The sequence below is a fragment of the Marinifilum sp. N1E240 genome (assembly GCF_009295825.1).
Taxonomy (GTDB): domain Bacteria; phylum Bacteroidota; class Bacteroidia; order Bacteroidales; family Marinifilaceae; genus Marinifilum_A; species Marinifilum_A sediminis.
Genome location: NZ_WHKF01000001.1, coordinates 257,743 through 276,955, shown reverse-complemented (window position 1 = coordinate 276,955; position 19,213 = coordinate 257,743). Strand labels below are relative to the sequence as shown.

At 39.7% G+C, this 19,213-nt stretch carries 18 protein-coding genes; 3 read left to right on the top strand and 15 right to left on the bottom strand.

Going from position 1 to position 19,213, the window contains the following annotated elements:
* Nucleotides 1-51: 51 nt before the first annotated feature.
* The 4 genes from GCQ56_RS01130 to GCQ56_RS01115 all read right to left on the bottom strand — a co-directional run bounded on the left by GCQ56_RS01130 (nucleotide 52) and on the right by GCQ56_RS01115 (nucleotide 3,107).
* Nucleotides 52-960, bottom strand: a complete 909-nt coding sequence (locus GCQ56_RS01130; RefSeq protein WP_152732554.1) for a thiamine pyrophosphate-dependent enzyme — start codon at nucleotides 958-960, stop codon at nucleotides 52-54.
* On the bottom strand, nucleotides 953-2,143 hold the full coding sequence (locus GCQ56_RS01125; RefSeq protein WP_152732553.1) for a transketolase C-terminal domain-containing protein: 1,191 nt from the start codon (nucleotides 2,141-2,143) through the stop codon (nucleotides 953-955). Before GCQ56_RS01125 ends, GCQ56_RS01130 begins: the two co-directional genes overlap by 8 nt.
* 64 nt (nucleotides 2,144-2,207) lie before the next feature.
* Entirely contained in the window at nucleotides 2,208-2,501 is a 294-nt protein-coding gene (locus tag GCQ56_RS01120) for a 4Fe-4S binding protein (protein WP_152732552.1), read from the bottom strand.
* A gap of 66 nt (nucleotides 2,502-2,567) precedes the next feature.
* Nucleotides 2,568-3,107 carry a 2-oxoacid:acceptor oxidoreductase family protein gene (locus GCQ56_RS01115; protein WP_152732551.1) on the bottom strand — a complete coding sequence of 180 codons (540 nt, stop codon included), beginning with the start codon at nucleotides 3,105-3,107 and terminating at the stop codon, nucleotides 2,568-2,570.
* A gap of 241 nt (nucleotides 3,108-3,348) precedes the next feature.
* Here GCQ56_RS01115 and GCQ56_RS01110 point away from each other — a divergent pair, with 241 nt between their 5' ends.
* The gene (locus GCQ56_RS01110; RefSeq protein WP_152732550.1) at nucleotides 3,349-3,807 is read left to right on the top strand and encodes an Lrp/AsnC family transcriptional regulator; all 459 of its coding nucleotides are present in this window, start codon (nucleotides 3,349-3,351) and stop codon (nucleotides 3,805-3,807) included.
* A 32-nt stretch (nucleotides 3,808-3,839) separates the two neighbouring features.
* Here GCQ56_RS01110 and GCQ56_RS01105 read toward each other — a convergent pair whose 3' ends face one another.
* The 9 genes from GCQ56_RS01105 to tnpA all read right to left on the bottom strand — a co-directional run bounded on the left by GCQ56_RS01105 (nucleotide 3,840) and on the right by tnpA (nucleotide 13,734).
* A complete protein-coding gene (locus GCQ56_RS01105) occupies nucleotides 3,840-4,184 on the bottom strand; it encodes a chaperone NapD (protein WP_152732549.1) in 345 nt (114 codons plus the stop codon).
* Between the two features lie 94 nt (nucleotides 4,185-4,278).
* Nucleotides 4,279-4,848, bottom strand: a complete 570-nt coding sequence (locus tag GCQ56_RS01100; protein WP_152732548.1) for a nitrate reductase cytochrome c-type subunit — start codon at nucleotides 4,846-4,848, stop codon at nucleotides 4,279-4,281.
* A 62-nt stretch (nucleotides 4,849-4,910) separates the two neighbouring features.
* Complete coding sequence (napH, locus tag GCQ56_RS01095; RefSeq protein WP_152732547.1) at nucleotides 4,911-5,717, bottom strand: quinol dehydrogenase ferredoxin subunit NapH; 807 nt, start codon at nucleotides 5,715-5,717, stop codon at nucleotides 4,911-4,913.
* Between the two features lie 10 nt (nucleotides 5,718-5,727).
* Nucleotides 5,728-6,519 carry a ferredoxin-type protein NapG gene (gene napG / locus GCQ56_RS01090; RefSeq protein ID WP_152732546.1) on the bottom strand — a complete coding sequence of 264 codons (792 nt, stop codon included), beginning with the start codon at nucleotides 6,517-6,519 and terminating at the stop codon, nucleotides 5,728-5,730.
* A gap of 63 nt (nucleotides 6,520-6,582) precedes the next feature.
* Nucleotides 6,583-9,372 carry a nitrate reductase catalytic subunit NapA gene (napA, locus tag GCQ56_RS01085; protein ID WP_152732545.1) on the bottom strand — a complete coding sequence of 930 codons (2,790 nt, stop codon included), beginning with the start codon at nucleotides 9,370-9,372 and terminating at the stop codon, nucleotides 6,583-6,585.
* 172 nt (nucleotides 9,373-9,544) lie between these two features.
* Complete coding sequence (locus tag GCQ56_RS01080; RefSeq protein ID WP_152732544.1) at nucleotides 9,545-10,435, bottom strand: cytochrome c; 891 nt, start codon at nucleotides 10,433-10,435, stop codon at nucleotides 9,545-9,547.
* Between the two features lie 4 nt (nucleotides 10,436-10,439).
* A complete protein-coding gene (nrfD, locus tag GCQ56_RS01075) occupies nucleotides 10,440-11,762 on the bottom strand; it encodes an NrfD/PsrC family molybdoenzyme membrane anchor subunit (protein ID WP_152732543.1) in 1,323 nt (440 codons plus the stop codon).
* A 174-nt stretch (nucleotides 11,763-11,936) separates the two neighbouring features.
* Complete coding sequence (locus GCQ56_RS01070; RefSeq protein ID WP_152732542.1) at nucleotides 11,937-12,836, bottom strand: 4Fe-4S dicluster domain-containing protein; 900 nt, start codon at nucleotides 12,834-12,836, stop codon at nucleotides 11,937-11,939.
* A 457-nt stretch (nucleotides 12,837-13,293) separates the two neighbouring features.
* Entirely contained in the window at nucleotides 13,294-13,734 is a 441-nt protein-coding gene (tnpA, locus tag GCQ56_RS01065) for an IS200/IS605 family transposase (RefSeq protein ID WP_152732541.1), read from the bottom strand.
* Between the two features lie 383 nt (nucleotides 13,735-14,117).
* On the opposite strand from tnpA, the gene GCQ56_RS01060 reads away from it, so the two are divergent.
* A complete protein-coding gene (locus tag GCQ56_RS01060; protein WP_152732540.1) occupies nucleotides 14,118-15,509 on the top strand; it encodes an OmpA family protein in 1,392 nt (463 codons plus the stop codon).
* Nucleotides 15,510-15,519: 10 nt separating this feature from the next.
* Complete coding sequence (locus GCQ56_RS01055) at nucleotides 15,520-17,535, top strand: PQQ-binding-like beta-propeller repeat protein (protein WP_152732539.1); 2,016 nt, start codon at nucleotides 15,520-15,522, stop codon at nucleotides 17,533-17,535.
* A gap of 74 nt (nucleotides 17,536-17,609) precedes the next feature.
* Here the strand turns inward: GCQ56_RS01055 and GCQ56_RS01050 are convergent, their stop codons facing one another.
* Both GCQ56_RS01050 and GCQ56_RS01045 read right to left on the bottom strand, forming a co-directional pair.
* A complete protein-coding gene (locus tag GCQ56_RS01050; protein ID WP_227005961.1) occupies nucleotides 17,610-18,383 on the bottom strand; it encodes a hypothetical protein in 774 nt (257 codons plus the stop codon).
* Between the two features lie 27 nt (nucleotides 18,384-18,410).
* On the bottom strand, nucleotides 18,411-19,190 hold the full coding sequence (locus GCQ56_RS01045; protein WP_193323687.1) for a DUF3883 domain-containing protein: 780 nt from the start codon (nucleotides 19,188-19,190) through the stop codon (nucleotides 18,411-18,413).
* Between the last annotated feature and the right edge of the window lie 23 nt (nucleotides 19,191-19,213).

Below are 19,213 nucleotides of genomic sequence, written 5' to 3'. Positions count from 1 at the left end.
TGTTTGGGTATATTATTTAGGACACGCCGTGGCGTGTCCCTACGGTATTTTTTATAACCATTGTTTACGCATGCGAGACCATTTCTTGTCGCGATTTTCAATCACGCAATCAATATCTGCTTCGCTCATGTGCTTGAAACGACCTTGTTTCTTCAGGTATTCTGTAACCGATTTGAATTCCTTTGGATTACGATTCAATCTATACTCTCCATCCTCATATTCAGCAAGGAAAATCAAACCTGCATCAACAGCATCCTTCGCAATCTCTACCGATGTTTCAGTTGGAGTTCCCCATCCTGTTGGACAAGATGCATACACATGAATAAAAGTTGCCCCTTTAATGTGCTTCGCTTTGTTTACTTTATTCAAGAAATCCTGAGGATAACCAATACTAGCTGTTGCAGCATAAGCGATATCATGAGCTGCAATAATCTCAAACAAGTTCTTCTTGTGAGTAACCGTTCCCGGGATATTTTTACCTGCTGGCGTAGTCGTAGTCTTGGTTCCGTAAGGAGTCAAACCACTCTTCTGAATACCGGTATTCATATAAGCTTCATTATCGTAACAGATATACAAAACATCATCGTTACGATCGATCATTCCTGATAAAGCCTGGAATCCGATATCAGCAGTTCCACCGTCACCAGCAAACACTACAGTTTTAAAATCTTTTTGTCCCAAAGCTTTGGCTCCAGCTGCAATACCTGCTGCCATACTTGCCGAACCTGGAAAAGTTGTAATAATTGCATTTGAATTGAATGCCATTTGTGGATAAATGAATCCTACTGCCGACATACAACCTGCTGGTAAAGCGGTATAAGTGCGCTCGCCCAATACTTTTAAAGCCAAACGAACAGCGATACTACCACCACATCCGGCACATGCTTTATGACCATAGAAAAATTCCTTCTCTGTCATGTTTTTCGCATTCACTTTTGGGATATCTAATACTTTAGTCATTGCCTTCTACATTTAAGCTGAAAAATTCTACTGTCTCTTCACTCTTGTTTTCAAGTCCTGCAAATAACTTGTTATACATGTCTTCAATTTCGTCTTTGGTGATATCGCGACCACCTAATCCGCCAACGAAATTGCTCTTGTACACATATTTGTCAATCTGCGAAATGGCTGAGTTTACATTGGTATAAACTGTTCCTTCGTATCCGAAAGAGATATCTTTATCAATAACACCAATTGCCTTCACTCGCTTTGCCAAGTCTTTCACTTCCTCAACCGGGAATGGACGCATGTATCGGATTTTTAACAATCCAACTTTTTTACCTTCTGCACGCATTTTATCTACCACAACACGAACGGTACCGCAAACACTACCCAAAGCAACCAAAACAACATCAGCATCCTCGCACATGTATTCTTCCACCATACCGTGATATTTTCTACCGAACATATCAGCAAAATCCTCATCTGTTTTGTGGATCACATCAATAGAATTGAACATCGCTTCATTCTGCTGATATTTGAATTCTGTGTTATCATCAGGACGAGAACTGAAACCTAAATTTTTTGGCTCCTCGAACGACATTTTATTAGGTGTTTGGAAAGAAGGTAAGAACTCATCTACCATTTCCTGCTCTGGAATGTCTACCAACTCATAAGTGTGAGTTAGGATAAAACCATCCAAATTCACCATCATTGGAGTCAATACATCTTTGTGCTCCGCAATTTTATATGCCTGAATGATCATATCCAATGCTTCCTGTGCATCTTCAACGTATACCTGAATCCAACCTGAATCCAATAGAGATAATGAGTCACGCTGATCACCATAGATACTCCATGGCAGTGCAACCGAGCGGTTCGCATTCATCATTACAACCGGCCAACGTCCACCACTACAGTAGTGAAGACCTTCCGCCATGTATAATAATCCTTGTGATGATGATGCTGTAAAAGTTCTAGCACCAACCGCACTGGCTCCCATTGTTGCTGAAATTGCAGAGTGCTCCGACTCCACGTGCATGTATTCTCCATCCATCTCGCCAGCTTCTACCATTTCTGATAAACGCTCAACGGTGATAGTTTGTGGGGTGATTGGGTAAGCAGCAACAACATGAGGGCGAGATAATCTCACACCTTGAGCTACTGCTTCGTCACCTGATATGAATATTTTATTTGTTTTCATTTTGTTTTGCTTTTGTCGAAAACTCAAGTGTTTTCATCAATAACGGACACGCCATGGCATGTCCCTACTCTTTTACCATTTCAATTGCATCCTTAGGGCATTCGTGGGCACAAACACCGCAGCCTTTGCAATAATCCATGTCAATTTTGATTTGCCCATTGTCTTTCATGATGGTTCCATCAGGACAAAGCAAATAGCAACGCAAGCAATACACGCATGCATCATGATCTACAACTGGCTTAAATGTTCTCCAACCTGCATTGGATTCAGGAAGAAAACCTGCTTCATATTGCGGTCCGGTTGGATAATCATTTATATGTGTTGGAACTTTATATTCCGTATGTTTTGGACGATTCATTTTTTCAATTATTTGATCATTGGTTTACAAGTCAATTGTTATTATTGACTTAACTAAAACCTTTGACTATTGACTAATTAGTTCAAATGCTTTCTCAACAATTTTTTCATTCAGCGCAGCAAGTTTAGGCTTCATTTCAGTATGAATACTTGCAACTGCAGCTTCCTTACTCACCAAACCCGATGCAGCTGCCAAAGCGCCATACATCGCAGTATTGGTAATTGGGCGACCCAATATTTCCATTGCTAATGATGTAGCATCAATACCTCTCAAATCAAAGCCTTTTAATTGTTCAGCATATTGATTTACATCTTCAGTATTGATTAGAATACACGCTCCTGGTCGAACTCCTTTTTCAAAACCCGGGACAATTAAAGTCTCATCCATTACCACTACAAAGTCGCTATTCTGAACCTCACTTCTATCGTGAATCTTCGTATCGTCAATCTTTGTAAATGCCAAAACCGGAGCTCCTCTTCGCTCTGGTCCGAAGGATGGAAATGCCAATGCATGTTTGCCTCCATGCACACTGGCCGCAATTCCTAAAAGACGAGAAGCGGTAAACCCTCCTTGTCCTCCTCTACCATGCCATCTAATTTCTTTCATCGTATTCTATTTTGTTTGTTGTTGTTTCTCTTTTTCATTCATCCGTTACTAGTAAATTGATTTGCTATTTAAAACCATTACAAAGAACAGATCTTTTCACTTGTAAAAATAAACCATAGCCAAATTATTTACTAGTATATGAACTAAATACAGAAAACTGATCTATTAATTTGCCAATATTGAAGAATTTATATCTTTACAAAAGCTTTATAGAGTAATATCACTAGAAAAATATTCTACCATGGAAAATTTAGATCGTACCGACCGAAAAATTTTAGAGTTACTTCAGCAAGATTGCCGCATCACCATCAAAGAGTTAGCAGAAAAACTACATCTTAGCAATACCCCAGTTTATGAGCGAGTAAAAAAGCTGGAAAGAAGTGGAATTATTAAAAACTATGTAGCCGTTCTCGATCCTGAGAAGATAGATCGAAGCATGGTTGTTTTCATCTCTATTTTATTGACCAAACATACCAGAGATGTTGTGGATTCTTTTCGGGAACAAGCCCTGGCTTTACCTGAAGTTATGGAGTTCTATTATACCTCAGGGAATTTTGATGCCATGCTTAAATTGATGGTTAAAGACATGAATGAGTTTCAATTCTTCATTCAGGAAAAACTGTCGAAATTCGAATACCTAACTCGTTTCAACAGTACATTTGTAATTTCTTCTTCGGACAAAATTGGGTATGATTTGTAAAATGTATGGACACGCCATGGCGTGTCCATACATTAAATTTTCTTTTTTAGATCTCCAGCGTAATTGATCAAACCGGCATCTTTGCTTTTGTCGTTCAACCATTGATTGATTCCATCCGATTTTTCGATCTTATCTTTTTCTCTGTCGAGTTCATCTTCAGAATAGGAATACATCATATCGGCAGAAATGACATGATCCATTTTTTGAATCTTTTTCAACTTGGCGATTTCTTCACTAATTCCTTCCCCTTCAATTGTCACGATTATTTTTGTTTCATCATGCAAATGATATTCACACAAATCGCTCTCTTTAAGCAGGGCAACCAAATTTTCTGAATGCTCAGCTAAGGATCGAATCACTATACTTGAAATGTTCATATTCTAAATATTTATATAACGTAGAGACGTAATGCATTACGTCTCTACGGATATCTTCTATTATTATCAGGCACAAGATCTTGTGCCTCTGCCATTAATTATTTACACCTTCAGCAACGTTATCCTTCAGGTTTGATTCTTTGATACCAAAAGTTTCACGGAATTCAACTGTGAATAAATTTTCAATATCAATGGTAACCTCAGCCTGAGGAGCATGACATTGCGAACAGTTAAAATAAGCATTATTCAGCTCTTTTCTGTCTTCCACGAACACTTCCTTATCTTCCGGATTTACATACTTACCATCAACCAAAACCAATTGAGGACGCCACGATTGAAAGTGAGTTTTTGAAATCTCACGAGCTCCAGACTCTTCCACCTTATCAGGCATATGGCAACTCAAACAAATGTTATTATCCATTTTAATTGGGAAAAAACCTGCTGTTGTATGCGGAATCATTGGAGGAGCATTTTCAAAAGATCGCTCAATAGTGGTTCCCACCTCAGGTTTATCTTCATTAAAATTGGCCTTCATCTTAAAGTTGGTTTCATCCGAATTTAAATCCGCATCGATAAAACCCAATTGATCTTCATCAATTTTATTTTCCTTAGGCTGGTTACAAGCCACAAGAAAAAACAGTGCAATTAGGGCTAAGTATTTCATTTTTTATAGATTTTGAGATTTTAGATATGAGCTACTAGATTCAATCAATTCGTCAACTCATTTCAATTATTCTTTTTTTTCAAATCAAATTTTAAAGCGTACTTCAAAGCATTATCATCACAAGCTTCTATGCATCTGCCACAATTGGTACAAGCTCCCGAGCGAATAAAATCACTCTCTTTGCCAATTATCGACAAAACAGGTTCTTCTATACAAACATCAAAACAAGCATTGCAATTTGTACAATTGTCTTTGTCGTGTTTTACCTTGATAACAGCCTGCTTGCCAACAAGAGAATAAAATCCTCCTAAAGGACAAATGTGACCGCACCAAGCTGCTTTTAAAATCAACAAATCGACAAGAAAAACAACTGCTACAATAGCCCAACCAGCTCCCGAACCAAATACAATGGCTCTGTGTAGCATAGAAATAGGACTAATAATTTCGAAGGCTGCCAATCCAAAAACTGCTGAAACTATCAGGCTTAAAGCCAAAATATAGTAACGGAAATTTCTAGGCAGTGAAACTGGTGCTTCGGTTTTTATTTTAAATATCCTGCGCAAGCGAAATGCCAAATCGGTAATGATATTCATAGGACAGATCCAGGAGCAAAACATTCTACCACCAACCAATACATAGATCAGTAAAATGATGAATGCACCAATTAAAACAGAACTTGAAGCCACAAAGCCAGATGCCAATATTTGTAAAACGGCATAAGGATCACTCAAATGCAAAGAATCAACAATAATGGCAGAACTGTAATTGCCTCGAAGCAATTCCCAACCAAAAAAGTTGCCTCCAACAAAGAGAAAAAGTATGGACAGCTGAATGATTCGCCTTAGTATTAAAAACTTATATTTTCTCATTCAATTTTATTTAGTCGTCGATTAAATCATCGTCATTTAGGTAATCAATTGCCGAATCAACATCCTTGTCGTCATCTGCTTTTTCAACCTTCTCCTTTATGCGCTTTTCATCTTCTTTTTCCCAACCTTTTATGTAATGGTCTCCCACTTCACCAGTTGACTTGTCGATAGGCAAAACGAATATTGCAGCCTTCTCAGCTATACATGCCTGTTCACAAACACCACAACCGGTGCAAACATCAGAGTGAACTATAGGCAGTAACTTGGCATGCATACCCGTTCTTTTGTTTACCTCATAATCCAGGGTAATTGCTTTGTCGATCAAAGGACAAGCACGATAACAAGCTTCGCAACGAATTCCCCAATAAGCCAGACAGGATTCTTTGTGAATCACTGCCAATCCCATTTTTGAATTGTTAATATCAGGCGCCTGTTCTTCCTTGGATAGAAGTTTTAGATCCAAGGCACCCGAAGGGCAAGAATCGGTACAAGGCATATCGGTACACAAATAACAAGGAATGCTTCTTGGCTCGAAATATGGAGTTCCGTTGGCAATGCCATCACCTGGTTCGGCTAGTTTTAGCGTATCGTAAGGACACGCCTCCACACACTGACCACATTTGATGCAAGCTTTCTGAAAATTCTTCTCTTTCAAAGCACCTGGCGGGCGAAGTACATAATCGGCTTTGGTGGTCGCCTGCACAGATTTTCCCCACAGTAAACCTCCACTGCCCATAAAAGCCGCTCCCTCCAGCATTCTTTGAATCACTTTTCTTCTTGTTGCCATAGATTCTTCTTTCATAGATATGAGATTTGTAGAAGTGAGATAAAGAGATATTCCAATACCTCACCTCCCATATCCTGATTATGCTTTCGTTATCTTAACTGCACACTTCTTAAAGTCTGTCTCTTTCGACATTGGACAAGTGGCATCCAAACACAATTTGTTGATGAAAACCTTCTCATCGAACCAAGGCACATAAATCAGTCCTCTTGGCACACGATTTCTTCCTCGTGTTTCGATATGTGCTTTTACACGTCCACGTCTTGATTCGATCCAAACCAGATCGCCTTCAACCAAACCTTGCTCAGCCGCATCTTTCGGATGAATGTAGCACAATGCCTCAGGCACGGCACGATACAATTCCGGTACTCTCATGGTCATGGTTCCCGAATGCCAGTGCTCTAAGACTCGACCGGTACACATCCAGTATGGATACTCTTTACTTGGAATCTCTGGAGCCTCCATATATGGACGGAAGAAAATCTTCGCCTTATTCTTCAAATCAACCTTTGGTTTCGACATGTCAGGTTTTGAGATGGATCCCTGAGGCATTTTTTTCAAGGCTTTGCCATAGAATGCAAAAGGTCCAACATCTGCTTTCTTCGCATACACATCGTATTCTGAGTTGAAGCGCCATAGGGTTTCTTTGCCATCTACAACCGGCCATTTTAAACCACGGCACTTGTGATAGGTATCAAAATCAGCTAAATCGTGACCGTTTCCAATACCAAACTTACGATACTCTTCCCAAATGTATTTGTGCATAAAGAATCCGTAACCTTCAAATGGTTTACCATCCGAACCAATTACCTTACGCTTGTCACCACCCGATTCGGTATTCATTTTTCCTTCTGCAATTGGGTCTGGCCAAGCATATTTCTTCGCATCCTCGTTGGCAAACAGTACGTCGTAAAGTGTATCATCAGGAGAGTACCCCATAGCCTTTGCTCCTTCTAAAACATCAGGAAGACCGTCTTTTAATCCAGGAACTTTTTGTGCGCCCCAAACTTCACTAAGCTTGAATCGCTTCGCCAACTCCACAAATTGCCACACATCAGGCATGGCATCCCCAACAGGAGTAACCTGTTGTTTCCAATGCTGGGTTCTGCGTTCCGCATTACCATAAGCTCCCCACTTCTCGTAAATCATCGCCGAAGGCAATATCAAATCGGAAACCTTAGCCGAAATACCAGGATATCCATCAGAACAAACAATAAAGTTATCCATCTGGCGAGCTGCCTTAATCCAGTGATTGGCATTGGCAGTATTCTGATATGGATTACATACATTAATCCATGCAAATTTTATCTTTCCATCCTCAATATCGCGGTGGATCTTCATCAAGTGACTACCCGGCTTAGGATTGATGGTTCCTTCCGGTACTTTCCACAATTTTTCTGAAATTTTGCGGTGCTTAGGATTCGCAACTACCATATCCGATGGCAATCGGTGCGAGAAGGTTCCCACCTCACGAGCAGTACCACAAGCCGATGGTTGTCCTGTTAAACTAAAGGCTCCATCACCTGGCTTCGATTGCTTTCCAAGTAGTAAATGCACCATATACGCCTGCTCATTTACCCATGAACCTCTGGTATGCTGGTTGAATCCCATGGTCCAGTACGAACAAACTTTTCGTCCTTTCTCAATGTAAAGATCAGCCATAGCTTTCAGCTTCTTCTTGAAATCTTCAATCGACTCTTCAGGATCACCTTTGGCAACTTGAGCCACATAATCCAAATCGTAAGCCTTTAATGCTTTCTTAAATTCCTCGTACTGAATGATCCAGTGATTTACCGCCTTATTGCGATGAGTCATTTCCATTACATCACCTTCTTTGTAACCAAGATAAGACAACGCTTTTCCCTCATCAGCAGTTAGCTTTTTCGCCACTTCGTGCTTAACGGTTTCAATTTCCTTATCGGTAAATTTAGGATGATCAGGCGTACGCATTCCGTAACCTATATCCACAAAACCGGTTGCAAACACGGTATATTTCTTTACAAAATCCCAATCGATAGCCTCTGGCTGATTGTAAACAATTTCGTGAGCAATATAATTCCAAATTGCCAAGTCGGTATTTGGCTTGAAAATGATTTCGATATCTGCCAAGTCGGAAGTACGATTGGTATAAGTAGACAAGTTAATCACCTTAGTTCTTTCAGGATGACTCAACTTATTTTCGGTAATTCTCGACCATAGAATCGGATGCATCTCCGCCATATTGGCTCCCCAGGTAACAACGGTATCGGTAATTTCCATATCGTCGTAGTTCCCTGCCGGCTCATCGATACCGAAAGCCTGAATAAATGCAACCACAGCCGACGCCATACAGTGACGGGCATTCGGGTCGATATTATGTGAACGGAAACCTGCCTTCATCAGTTTTGAAGCAGCATATCCTTCCATAATGGTATACTGACCGGAACTGAAGATACCAATACCAGTTGGTCCCAATTCTTTCATCGCCGATTTCATGTGCTTCTCCATTTCGTCGAAGGCACGTTCCCAGCTAATGGTTTTAAATTTTCCGTTTTTGTCGAATTCCCCATTCTCATTCATACGAAGCAATGGTTTCTTCAGACGGTCGGCACCGTACATTATTTTGGCATTAAAATAGCCTTTGATACAATTCAATCCACGGTTTACAGGTGCCAATGGATCTCCTTTTACAGCAAGTATTTTATCATCTTTGGTGGCAATCATGATACCACAACCAGTACCACAAAATCGGCATACAGCCTTATCCCACGACCAGCCTTTTTCGGCTTCGCGAGCCTCTGCTTTAAGAGTTTCAGGAATGGCAACGCCAACCGCTGTTGCTGCTGCTATAGCCGCCGAACTCTTTAAAAAATCACGCCTTGCTAGTTTCATATATTTTGAATGTTATATATTTCTAATTCTATTACTTAAAAACTCTTTATTCACCCTTTCGCCTATCGGCACTTTCCCTAGGAGGGAAAGACTCCTTGTTTTTACCATTCTCCCTTTTTAGGGGAGATCCCGACAGGGAGAGGGGTGTTAGGAGCAATAGTTAATTTTAAGACTATGCCTCCTCCTTATTGGCTTTATTGATTCCTCGCAAGCCAATTACAATAAAGAGCAGTACGAACCACACACCAAATACGGTGATGAAGAAACTTACCTTCAACCAAACCGGAGCCATTTTATCGGTACTCCATAGGTGACGTCCTTCTATTGCCGATTTGCGAACAGTAGGCTGAACCATGGTGAGCATTTCGTCTTTCTTTGCTCTGGCAAATCCTTTGGTAGCTTTTACCATTACACTCAATTTTCCTTCTTCGTCGCCAGGCATAGTAGCATCAACATCGATATAAGCAATACCTAAATCGTTGGTTTGTGCTTTGCCCAAAAGATATTTCCCAAAGGTTCCCATTACATATGCAGCAACGCTTACTTCTGGCTGTGGCTGCTCTTCTGCAAACACTTTAACCACCAACTTGTCAACATTATCATCAAAACCAAGACTCATGGTGTACTCAGGAATCACAACACCTTCCATATCAGGCAGCTCTTGCTTATAGTCTTTGTTAAAACTACGGATGTAAGCAATCAGATTCCACAATTCGTCATCTGCGAAAGCATCTTCGAACTTAGGCATGGTACCACGACCCGCCTTAATTTTATGGAACAATGCCCCATCGGTTTGCAACTGGAACTGATCCGAAGCGGGATCACCCGGACTTGGCGCCATTGGCGTATAATCATCTTGACCCGGCGTACCGTGACATGACGTACAGGAGTTTTCGTAAGAGATTCTTCCCTCCAGAATCATATCATCATCAAAAAGGAAAGGACTTAGGTTCTCATTTTCTTTGGCAGGAACTTGCCAATCGCTTTGAGCATTCACATTTGCCACAGCCAAAAAGCAAAGGCAGAACAGAATGATCAATCTATATCGTTTCGTATTCTTCATCGTGCTATTTCTTATTGTGGTTAATTTCCTCTTTTACTTCCCAAACCGGTATAATCGGGAACAGCTTGGCTAAAACAGTCATAATAAGCAGTACTATTATAAAGGAAGCCACCGTAACGGCAATCTCAGGAGTAGTAGGTGTATAACCCGACCAACCTTCTGGAACATTCTGTATCGGATAGTAAGGAGCTAACTGTGTAGGAACCACGATCAATACTCTTTTGAACCATGCTCCCGCCAAAATAATAATGGAGATTACAGCTAATGGCAAAGGTCTGCGCATTGGTCGGAACAAGATCAGAAGAAAAGGAATTACCAATCCGCCCAGTTGTACCATCCAGAACATTACCGATTCGTGTCCATATAACATTTCGTGTACGTGCTTGGCATCGGCAGTATTTGCCTTATATCCGGGCACGATAATTTCATTGATATTGAAATACACATACACCAAGGCAACCAGCACCAATAATCTACCCATGCGATCGAAATGATCAACCGTAATGTAATCCTTCAGCTTGAAATTGTTACGGAAGAAATACATGGCAATGATTACCGCTGCACAACCCGCCACAAAGGCGCCCGATACAAAGTAAGGACCGAATATTGGCGAATCCCAACCCGAACGAAGGGTCATGGCAAACAGCCAGGAGGTAACCGTATGTATGGATAAGGCGATTGGAATAATCAGGATTAATAAGATACGCGTGTAGTTGTGCATGATCTTAAATTGCTTCGCTTTTCCGCTCCAGCCCAGTGCCAGAATCTTATACATTTTCTGCTGCCACTTCGGAACATCTTTCAGCTTATCGCGACAAAGCGCAATATCGGGCAACATAGGAATGTAAAACAACAGAGCACTAATGGCAACATAGGTAACCACAACTGCGATATCCCAAACAATTGGTGATTGTACCCTACCGTGCATAAATACATTTAGCAATCGGTCTGGTCTACCCATATCGGTAATGATAATTAAGCCTGCCACCATGGCAAAGGCTACTGCAACCAGCTCGGCAATACGAGCCAAAGGTTTTACCCAATGCACATTCATCAGTCCCAGAACCGAGGAAATAAGCATACCAATTAAAGAGGTTGCCACAAAAAATACAAAATTGGAAATGTAGATGCCCCAGGATACATAGTCGTGAAGACCCGTTACGCCCAATCCGTTTGACAATTGTAGATAATAGTAGTACAAACAAATTATAAGTGAGACCGCAAGAAAGCCAAGCCATAGCTTGAATTTGCCTCCCCAGTTCACATTTTTTAAAAGATCCTGATCGATTTGCGATTCGCTCAGCTCTTTTGTTATCGTTTCATTCATAGGAAATAGTCATTAGTAATTAGTCAATAGTTTATTGTTTTATCTTACACCCTTTTGCCTGTCGGCATTTTCCCTAAAAGGGAAAAACTCTCAAACACAAAACAGTAATCTATTTTGTGTTTCTCCCCTTCTAGGGGAGATCCCAATAGGGAGAGGGGTGCATCAACCTCAAACTTATCCCTCACTCTCTCTTGGAGGCAAATAGTAAACGCTTGGTTTGGTTCCCAGCTCAGGCATTAAGGTGTAAGCCGCATTCTCGTCGAGAAGAGCACTTAAGCGAACTGTTTTTCGGGTGGTACCGTTAGTGACCAAATCCTCGTTCTGATCGCCGAAGTAGTACACCCCATTCGGACAAGCCGATACACAGTAAGGCAATTTTCCTTCGCGCAACTGGTCAGCCGAGAAAGCACACTTGGTAACAGTTCCCTTCTTCTGAGGTACATTCAGTTCCATATCGTAAACCTCATCGGCATACTGATCGGAATTTTTAGGCTCAGTCCAGTTGAAAGTACGTGCAGAATAAGGACAGGCTGCCACGCAAAATCTGCAACCAATACAACGCTCATTATCGATCAATACAATTCCGTCTTGTCGCTTGAAAGTAGCATCAACAGGGCAAACTGATACGCATGGTGGGTTGTCGCAATGCTGACAGGTTTTTGGCATCCAATAAGAGGTGTTCTTTACCGGATCTTCCATTTCCAATACATTGATATGGTGCATTTCCGGTTTCAATTGGTGAGCACTTTGGCAAGCCTTCATGCACTTGCGTGCATTCTTACATTTTGCCAAATCTACCACCATTACAAATTTCTTTCCAGGGATTCCTTCACGACCCCGCTTTTGAAGATAGGTTAGATCCTGAATTTTGTCACCTGGCTTTAGGTGAGCAACATCAACTTCTACCAATTTGTTGTCGGGGGTGAGTACTTTTACCTTGTTGCCGCTGGCTTTGCCTGAATCGGAACAGCCTTGTAGTAGTAAGGCAGATCCGGCAACGGCACTGGCTCCTGCCATTCCCAGGTTTTGCAGGAATCTTCTTCGGGACTTGTCGTTTTTTTTCGCCGTGTTCATCTGTTATAATTGGTTTTTGATTTCGTACCAGATGGAACATTCCGATGACTAAAGATTCAACTCATTTGAGAGTTCTTTATTCCTTTAGGCACGGACGTTTCATAGATTTAAATTAGAGTTCAAGTATTAACTACTGAATAAATATATGAAATCTAAGACCTTATTAGCCTCGTTATGTTCATCCGAATCAATTGCGCATTACAGGATTTTAAGAGTTGAAGCTCTGAATACCCCATTATGCAAACGTTGTAGAACATTTAATAGAAAAAGATAATCTCATCGTTTTATGCAGTTTGTATTTAGAATAAATTCAGATAGATGTTTTAAAACATTATTTAGTCCTCGGGCTGAAGCCCGAGGCAATTCAGAGGCAATTCATGAGTTGTCTTCAGATTTGAATTGCCTCCAGATTCATCTGGAGGATATGAATAGATAAAAACAGGGCTTTAGCCCAATTCTATGATTTGGAATATTTCACAAAACCAAATTTCTCAATCATTTCATTCTCCTCTTCATCAAATGATTTGTGGCTGTGATGAATCTCCTGATTCTTGATGTAATCCCTGACCTTATTCAATATAGATTGGCTTACAGAGACAGCATAATATTCTTCTTGCCATTGAAACAATGGTTTTTCGAATACATGTTTATTGATCCAATGTGATGATTCTCCCTTTATCATTCTCATAATTTTACTCAGAGTTTGATCACTTCCCAATGATACCAAACAATGACAATGATCTTTATACCCATTTATAAAATCGATATGAATTCCTTTGTCCATTGAATTCTTTCTAATGTGGTCCCACATCTTTTTTCTTAATTCTGGAGTTTCAAGAAAAGGTTCTCTGTATTTGGTGCTCCAAACAAAATGGATATACACTTTTACATGTGGCATATTGTTCATATTTAGGCAATAGGAAATTAACCAATTGAACAGAACATTGCAAATTTATTATCCTCGGGTTAAAACCCGAGGCAATTCAAAGACAATTCAGAGGCAATTCATGAATTATCTCCAGATTATGAATTGCCCCCTGATTCATCAGGGGGGATATGAATAAACAAAGAAATATGCTTAATAATTTTGTTTAGAATATGTTTTGTTAATACATTTGAAATGATCGGAGGAATTTAGGCGTATGATTATCGTTTTGAATCCTTTAAAACAATCCATTTCTCCTGTTTTCCTCATTGACAAGCCTCCATGAATAGACATAAGCATTGAGAATTTGCAGAATATTATTGGAGGATGATCACTAAACTATAACTTTACTTATAATGAAGAACATCTACTTAAAGTATCTCATCCTGTTGAGTGCTATGATTACCTGGTTTGGCTCATCTGCTCAGGAAGAAAATATGGTGCTTAATCCCAGCTTCGAAAAGTTTGTAAAATGCCCACAGGGATACACCTCTATGAATAAGACTCATAGGTTGATTCCAGATTGGACTTATCCAAGCTTTACCACTCCCGATTATTTTAACGAATGTGGCGCCCGGGAAGTAAAAGTACCCGATAATTTTGCGGGCTACAGTAAAGCCAAATCAGGCAAAGGCTATATGGGTGCAATTCTAAGTGGAAGCAATCGCAATTTCAGGGAATATATTCAAGGGACTCTAAATCGTCCTATGATTCCGGATCAAAAATATTGCGTTTCCTTTTGGTACAAATTGGCATCGGGAAGTAAGTTTGCTGTAGATCAGTTGGGCTTACACTTTACCGAAACAAAAATAGCCAATGGCAATAAAACCTATCTAAATTTAAGAGCGGATTTAAGCAATAAAGAAGGTTTGTTTTTAGACAATACCGAAGAGTGGGTTCAGTTCTGCCAGGTATATACAGCCAAAGGTGGTGAGGAGTTCTTTGTGGTAGGAAACTTCAAAAACTATGAAAACACCAACTATGTAGTAACCGGTCGCGATACCAAAAATAAAAAAGGCAAAGCCTACGCTTACTACTTTTTCGACGATTTTGAGATTCGCCCCCTAGTGGATTGCTCTGCCTGCGCATGTGTTCCGAAAGGATTAGAAACCGTGGTGATTGATTCCTCTTATACAGGAGGTAAAAATCCGGTAACGGGTCAAATTACCAAAATTATAAACGATGGTGTCATTCATTTAGATATATCTGGCGGACAGCCTCCATATTATATTGACTGGAGCAATGGACTTAAAGACACAAAAAAACTTAGCAATTTAAAGGCTGGTACCTATACCTATCACGTAAGTGACCAGAACAATTGCCACTCGCAAGGGACTATTACGTTTACTGAGCCTGAATTGCCAGAAGATGTGTTTACCGAAGAGCTAAGAAAAATTGAAGAAGGAGCTGCTCTTATTCTAGACAATATCTTTTTTGAGACCAACAAAAGTACTCTGCTACCCACCTCCTTTGAAGAGCTCGACAAGGTTGCCAATTTCTTACAAGAAGGAATCGTTAGCCAAATTCAGATTAGCGGACATACCGATAATAAAGGGTCCGATGAATTGAATGAGGGTTTAAGTCAGCGACGTGCCGAGTCTGTGGTGAAGTATCTTGTAAGTAAAGGAATCGATGCGAACAGAATGAAAGCGCTTGGCTACGGAGATTCAAGACCTTTAGATACCAACCAAAGCGTTGACGGTCGCTCGAAAAATCGCCGCGTGGAATTTTTAGTATTAAAAAAATAAGCCCCTACTTATGAATTCAAGAAAACTAAATATACTCATCCTATTTCTGCTAATCTCATTGGCTAGCTTGGCGCAAAATCCGAAAAGGATATACAACAGCTCTTTGTTTAAAGGCATGGAAGCCCGGGAACAAGAGGATATTGATAAAGAATTGACTAAGGCGAAAATCAATTTCGAGAAAATTTTAGCGGAAGAGCCTGAATCGCCAATGGTAAACATAGGACTTGCTGCCGTTTACGCTTTCGATACCTATTCGGGTAAAGATTACTTTCATGCCTTAAAATATTTTCAGAAAGCGTATGATAAGCAATCTCAGTTTACTGCTAACGATAAAGAAATTTTAAATGAGTTGTTTTACAGACAAGATAAGAATCGTAAAAATAGACCCATAGCTAAAAACATGGATTGGGAATATCAATACCTCGAAGACAAGTTGATTAAATTCGTGAGGGAGGAGAACAATGCCGATCATGCAAAGCGATTTTTAAAAGAATTTCAAGATTCGAAATACTATACCAATGTGTCGCATATTTTAAGCTACATTAAATTTCGCGAGGCAGAGAAGCAAAATACCATAGCCGCTTTCAATCAATTCTTAAAAGATTATCCCGAATCGGCTCAGCTTAGCATTGCCACAAAAATTCGAAACAGCTTGGCTTATAAAAGTGCCATAAGTAAAGGTACCTTAAGCGACTTGCGCAATTTTATACAAAATTATCCAGAGGCGCAGCAAGTTAAAGAGGCGAAGAAACAAATGGCTGACATGGCATTTAAAGAGGCATCGGAGAAAAAGACGCTTGAAGCTATCGACAGTTTTATAGCAGACTTTCCTTTCTCAACAAAAATAGCTGCGGCTAAAGTCCTAAGAAAGCAATTGCTTTTTGAATGGGCTAAACGTGTAGAAAGTGTTGAGGCTTATAACAAGTTTGTGTCCTTATACCCCGAAGGAAAACAGTACATCGATATTTTTAATTTGAAAGCTACGATACTGGGCGAAGAGATCCTTAGCGATTTTCCAGAGGAAAATTACCTCTTTGTAAAGGGATTCGACAACCAACAGTTGAGCGATTTTGGTGGAGGAATTGCCAAACGCCCCAATGGAGAATTGGTGGTTGTTTCGGCTACACAAAAAGCAGAGGGCGAGCTATTCGACTCCTGGATTTTAGGCTTAGATGCCAATGGAAAAATGCTCTGGAACAAGACCTTGGGAAATCGCTTCGATGACCTGGTAAATAAGGTGAGCGTGAGTGCTCAGAACGAAATTTATGTGGCAGGGATTACCAATGCAATTCTTGATAGTTTAAAAGGTCAGGCTTGGATTTACAAGTTAGATGCCAACGGGCAAAATGTATTCAACCAGAAAGTGAGCATGGATGAGGCACTCGATTTTGTAGTCTACCCCGACAATAAAATATTACTTGCTGGTTACATCAGCAATGCCGAAGACAGCTTGTCTACTCCTGCCCTGGTGAAGCTAAATGCAAATGGTAAAAAACTATGGTCGCGCAAGTATACCAATAAGGGCAAAGTGTATGCTTTGGCTAACGATGATGCTTCGAACACTGCTTTTGCTGCAGCCGGAAAGTGGATTTTTGCTATCGATGAGGCTGGTTATTTACAATGGGATGTTTTATTGCCCGAGAATCAGGAAGCCACTGCCATTGGCATGAATGCCAACAAGCAAGTTCTCTTTGCAGGTGCAAGTGCGAATGGCGCCTTTGCTGCTGCTTACGACAGCTCTGGTAAAAAGCTTTGGGAAACCCCACTAAACCTTTTGGGCGAGGGCATGCCCGAGCATCTTGTGGCTTTAGCCGATAAGAGTTTTGTGCTTGCAGGCACCTACGATAACAAAATTAAGCTGGTACAGATTGATGATTTGGGGACTGTAAAAAGTGAAAAAGAATTTAGCCTTCCACAGGGCGTTCAACTGAATGATATCACAGTTTGCGATGACAATTCTGTTGCCATTAGCGCTACTCGATTGGAAGATAAAGCCGACCTGATCGTATTTAAATTGAGCTTTTAAACAAGGTATTAGGGTATAGTTAAGGGCAGGCTTTTGGCTTGCCCTTTGTATTTTATGTAGATATCGGAAAGACCTTAAAGTCCTACATTAGACTTTTGGAATTGTTTTCGGTATTCTTCTATAGATTCAAAACCAGGCGGTATATAGTCCCAACCTCGCTCCTCATCGGTAAAATCAAAATCTGCAATTCTATCTGGAATAATCGGTTGCGGTGTTACTTTGTTTAAATAACCTTTAAACAAATGATTTATTTCACATTCACCTACCCTACCACGTAGTTCATGCCATCGGTCATCTTCATCCATTCCTTCTTCTATATATGAGGTCATCACCCAACCCCAAACTTCAAACTCTGCATCATCAATATTTAAGTCCAAAGTTGCAAAATATTCCTTTGTGTAATATTGCTGTGGATCAATCTCAGCACCAAGTGTAACATAGCAATCATGTACTATCTCAAGAAGCTTAATGAATTGCACTCTACAAGTCGAAACTATATCCTTAAGTTTTAAACTGTTATTATCAAATCGGTACTCAACTTTACCATCAAAATATCGTGCACCACCAATTGGAACTACACCGGTGTGTATACTTTCATTTCGGATTTCTACAAAATACTTTGCAATAGGATCTATTTTTATTATTTCTTGTTTAGCCTTATACCACTCTTTAAATCCTTCAATTTTTTTATATCCTTGAAGTGCAAATGTTATCGACCTTGACGCAGACAGAAAAGCAGTTAAATAACAAGAGAATTCAAACCATTCACTCTCGGATTCAATCATTTTTTTAAGAAAGAATTCAGTTTCTCTTACTTTTTGTTCTACTAAATTGAAAGAATAATTCATATATAAAGCATAGGATTAATGTTATAGTCAAAAATATCCTCTGTAATTCGTTGCTTTGTAGTTACAAATATCCTTGAAACTACCATTCTTTGTAAACATCCCTACCTTATCTTCAAAATTATAAAGACGATAAAGATAAAAATTCTTTACATGTTCAATGGAGAAATTAAACTCATTACTTGAGAAGTAAAAAGGTGTTTCCTTTCCTAAACGAGTTGTTTTCACTTCTATGTATTTATCTGTTCCATTAAGATTCTTTGAAAGAATATCGAATCCCGCACCATCACCCTGGTCTCTTGCGATCCATTCTACACTATCTGATAAGCTATGTTTTCCCTGTTTAAGCAAGTTCCATTTCTCATATTCAAAAACGAATTGTTCGCCAAGCTCACCTAAACTTCTATTTTGCTGTTCTTTCTCCAGGTAGTTCACCTTAACTGCTCTTCTTCTATAAGTCACTCTTGATTCTTGAACCTCCCCTAGTTCTGGAGCCTTTTGAATTAGGTTTTCAAATTCTACCGAATTAATCAGTTTTTTGATGTCTCTATCTACAAACCCTTGGAACTCCTTATTTATCCATTGATTATTCTCTAGATATTTAATGACTATCTCTTCTAATAATGCCTGATAATTAAACCTTGGTAAATATCCTTTTATATATAGTTGTCCTAGGTTAACAAGAACAGCACTAATATTTTGATGTTTGAATTCAATTGAAGATTCAGAACGATTATTCAATAAGGGTAATAAATTTCTTCGGTGTTCTGCTTTGTTATATTTAATGCCTAACAGTTCATTATTAAGCATTGCAAAATAATCTGCAACTATTA

Bases quoted from the DNA above. Each gene is read 5' to 3' on its own strand.
- GCQ56_RS01100 (WP_152732548.1), bottom strand. From the start codon at position 4,848: ATGAAATACTTAGCCCTAATTGCACTGTTTTTTCTTGTGGCTTGTAAC.
- GCQ56_RS01045 (WP_193323687.1), bottom strand. From the start codon at position 19,190: ATGCTTAATAATGAACTGTTAGGCATTAAATATAACAAAGCAGAACAC.
- GCQ56_RS01120 (WP_152732552.1), bottom strand. From the start codon at position 2,501: ATGAATCGTCCAAAACATACGGAATATAAAGTTCCAACACATATAAAT.
- GCQ56_RS01130 (WP_152732554.1), bottom strand. From the start codon at position 960: ATGACTAAAGTATTAGATATCCCAAAAGTGAATGCGAAAAACATGACA.
- nrfD (WP_152732543.1), bottom strand. From the start codon at position 11,762: ATGAATGAAACGATAACAAAAGAGCTGAGCGAATCGCAAATCGATCAG.
- GCQ56_RS01050 (WP_227005961.1), bottom strand. From the start codon at position 18,383: ATGAATTATTCTTTCAATTTAGTAGAACAAAAAGTAAGAGAAACTGAA.
- GCQ56_RS01070 (WP_152732542.1), bottom strand. From the start codon at position 12,836: ATGAACACGGCGAAAAAAAACGACAAGTCCCGAAGAAGATTCCTGCAA.
- GCQ56_RS01080 (WP_152732544.1), bottom strand. From the start codon at position 10,435: ATGAAGAATACGAAACGATATAGATTGATCATTCTGTTCTGCCTTTGC.
- napG (WP_152732546.1), bottom strand. From the start codon at position 6,519: ATGAAAGAAGAATCTATGGCAACAAGAAGAAAAGTGATTCAAAGAATG.
- napH (WP_152732547.1), bottom strand. From the start codon at position 5,717: ATGAGAAAATATAAGTTTTTAATACTAAGGCGAATCATTCAGCTGTCC.
- GCQ56_RS01110 (WP_152732550.1), top strand. From the start codon at position 3,349: ATGGAAAATTTAGATCGTACCGACCGAAAAATTTTAGAGTTACTTCAG.
- GCQ56_RS01125 (WP_152732553.1), bottom strand. From the start codon at position 2,143: ATGAAAACAAATAAAATATTCATATCAGGTGACGAAGCAGTAGCTCAA.
- napA (WP_152732545.1), bottom strand. From the start codon at position 9,372: ATGAAACTAGCAAGGCGTGATTTTTTAAAGAGTTCGGCGGCTATAGCA.
- GCQ56_RS01105 (WP_152732549.1), bottom strand. From the start codon at position 4,184: ATGAACATTTCAAGTATAGTGATTCGATCCTTAGCTGAGCATTCAGAA.
- GCQ56_RS01115 (WP_152732551.1), bottom strand. From the start codon at position 3,107: ATGAAAGAAATTAGATGGCATGGTAGAGGAGGACAAGGAGGGTTTACC.
- GCQ56_RS01060 (WP_152732540.1), top strand. From the start codon at position 14,118: ATGAAGAACATCTACTTAAAGTATCTCATCCTGTTGAGTGCTATGATT.
- tnpA (WP_152732541.1), bottom strand. From the start codon at position 13,734: ATGCCACATGTAAAAGTGTATATCCATTTTGTTTGGAGCACCAAATAC.
- GCQ56_RS01055 (WP_152732539.1), top strand. From the start codon at position 15,520: ATGAATTCAAGAAAACTAAATATACTCATCCTATTTCTGCTAATCTCA.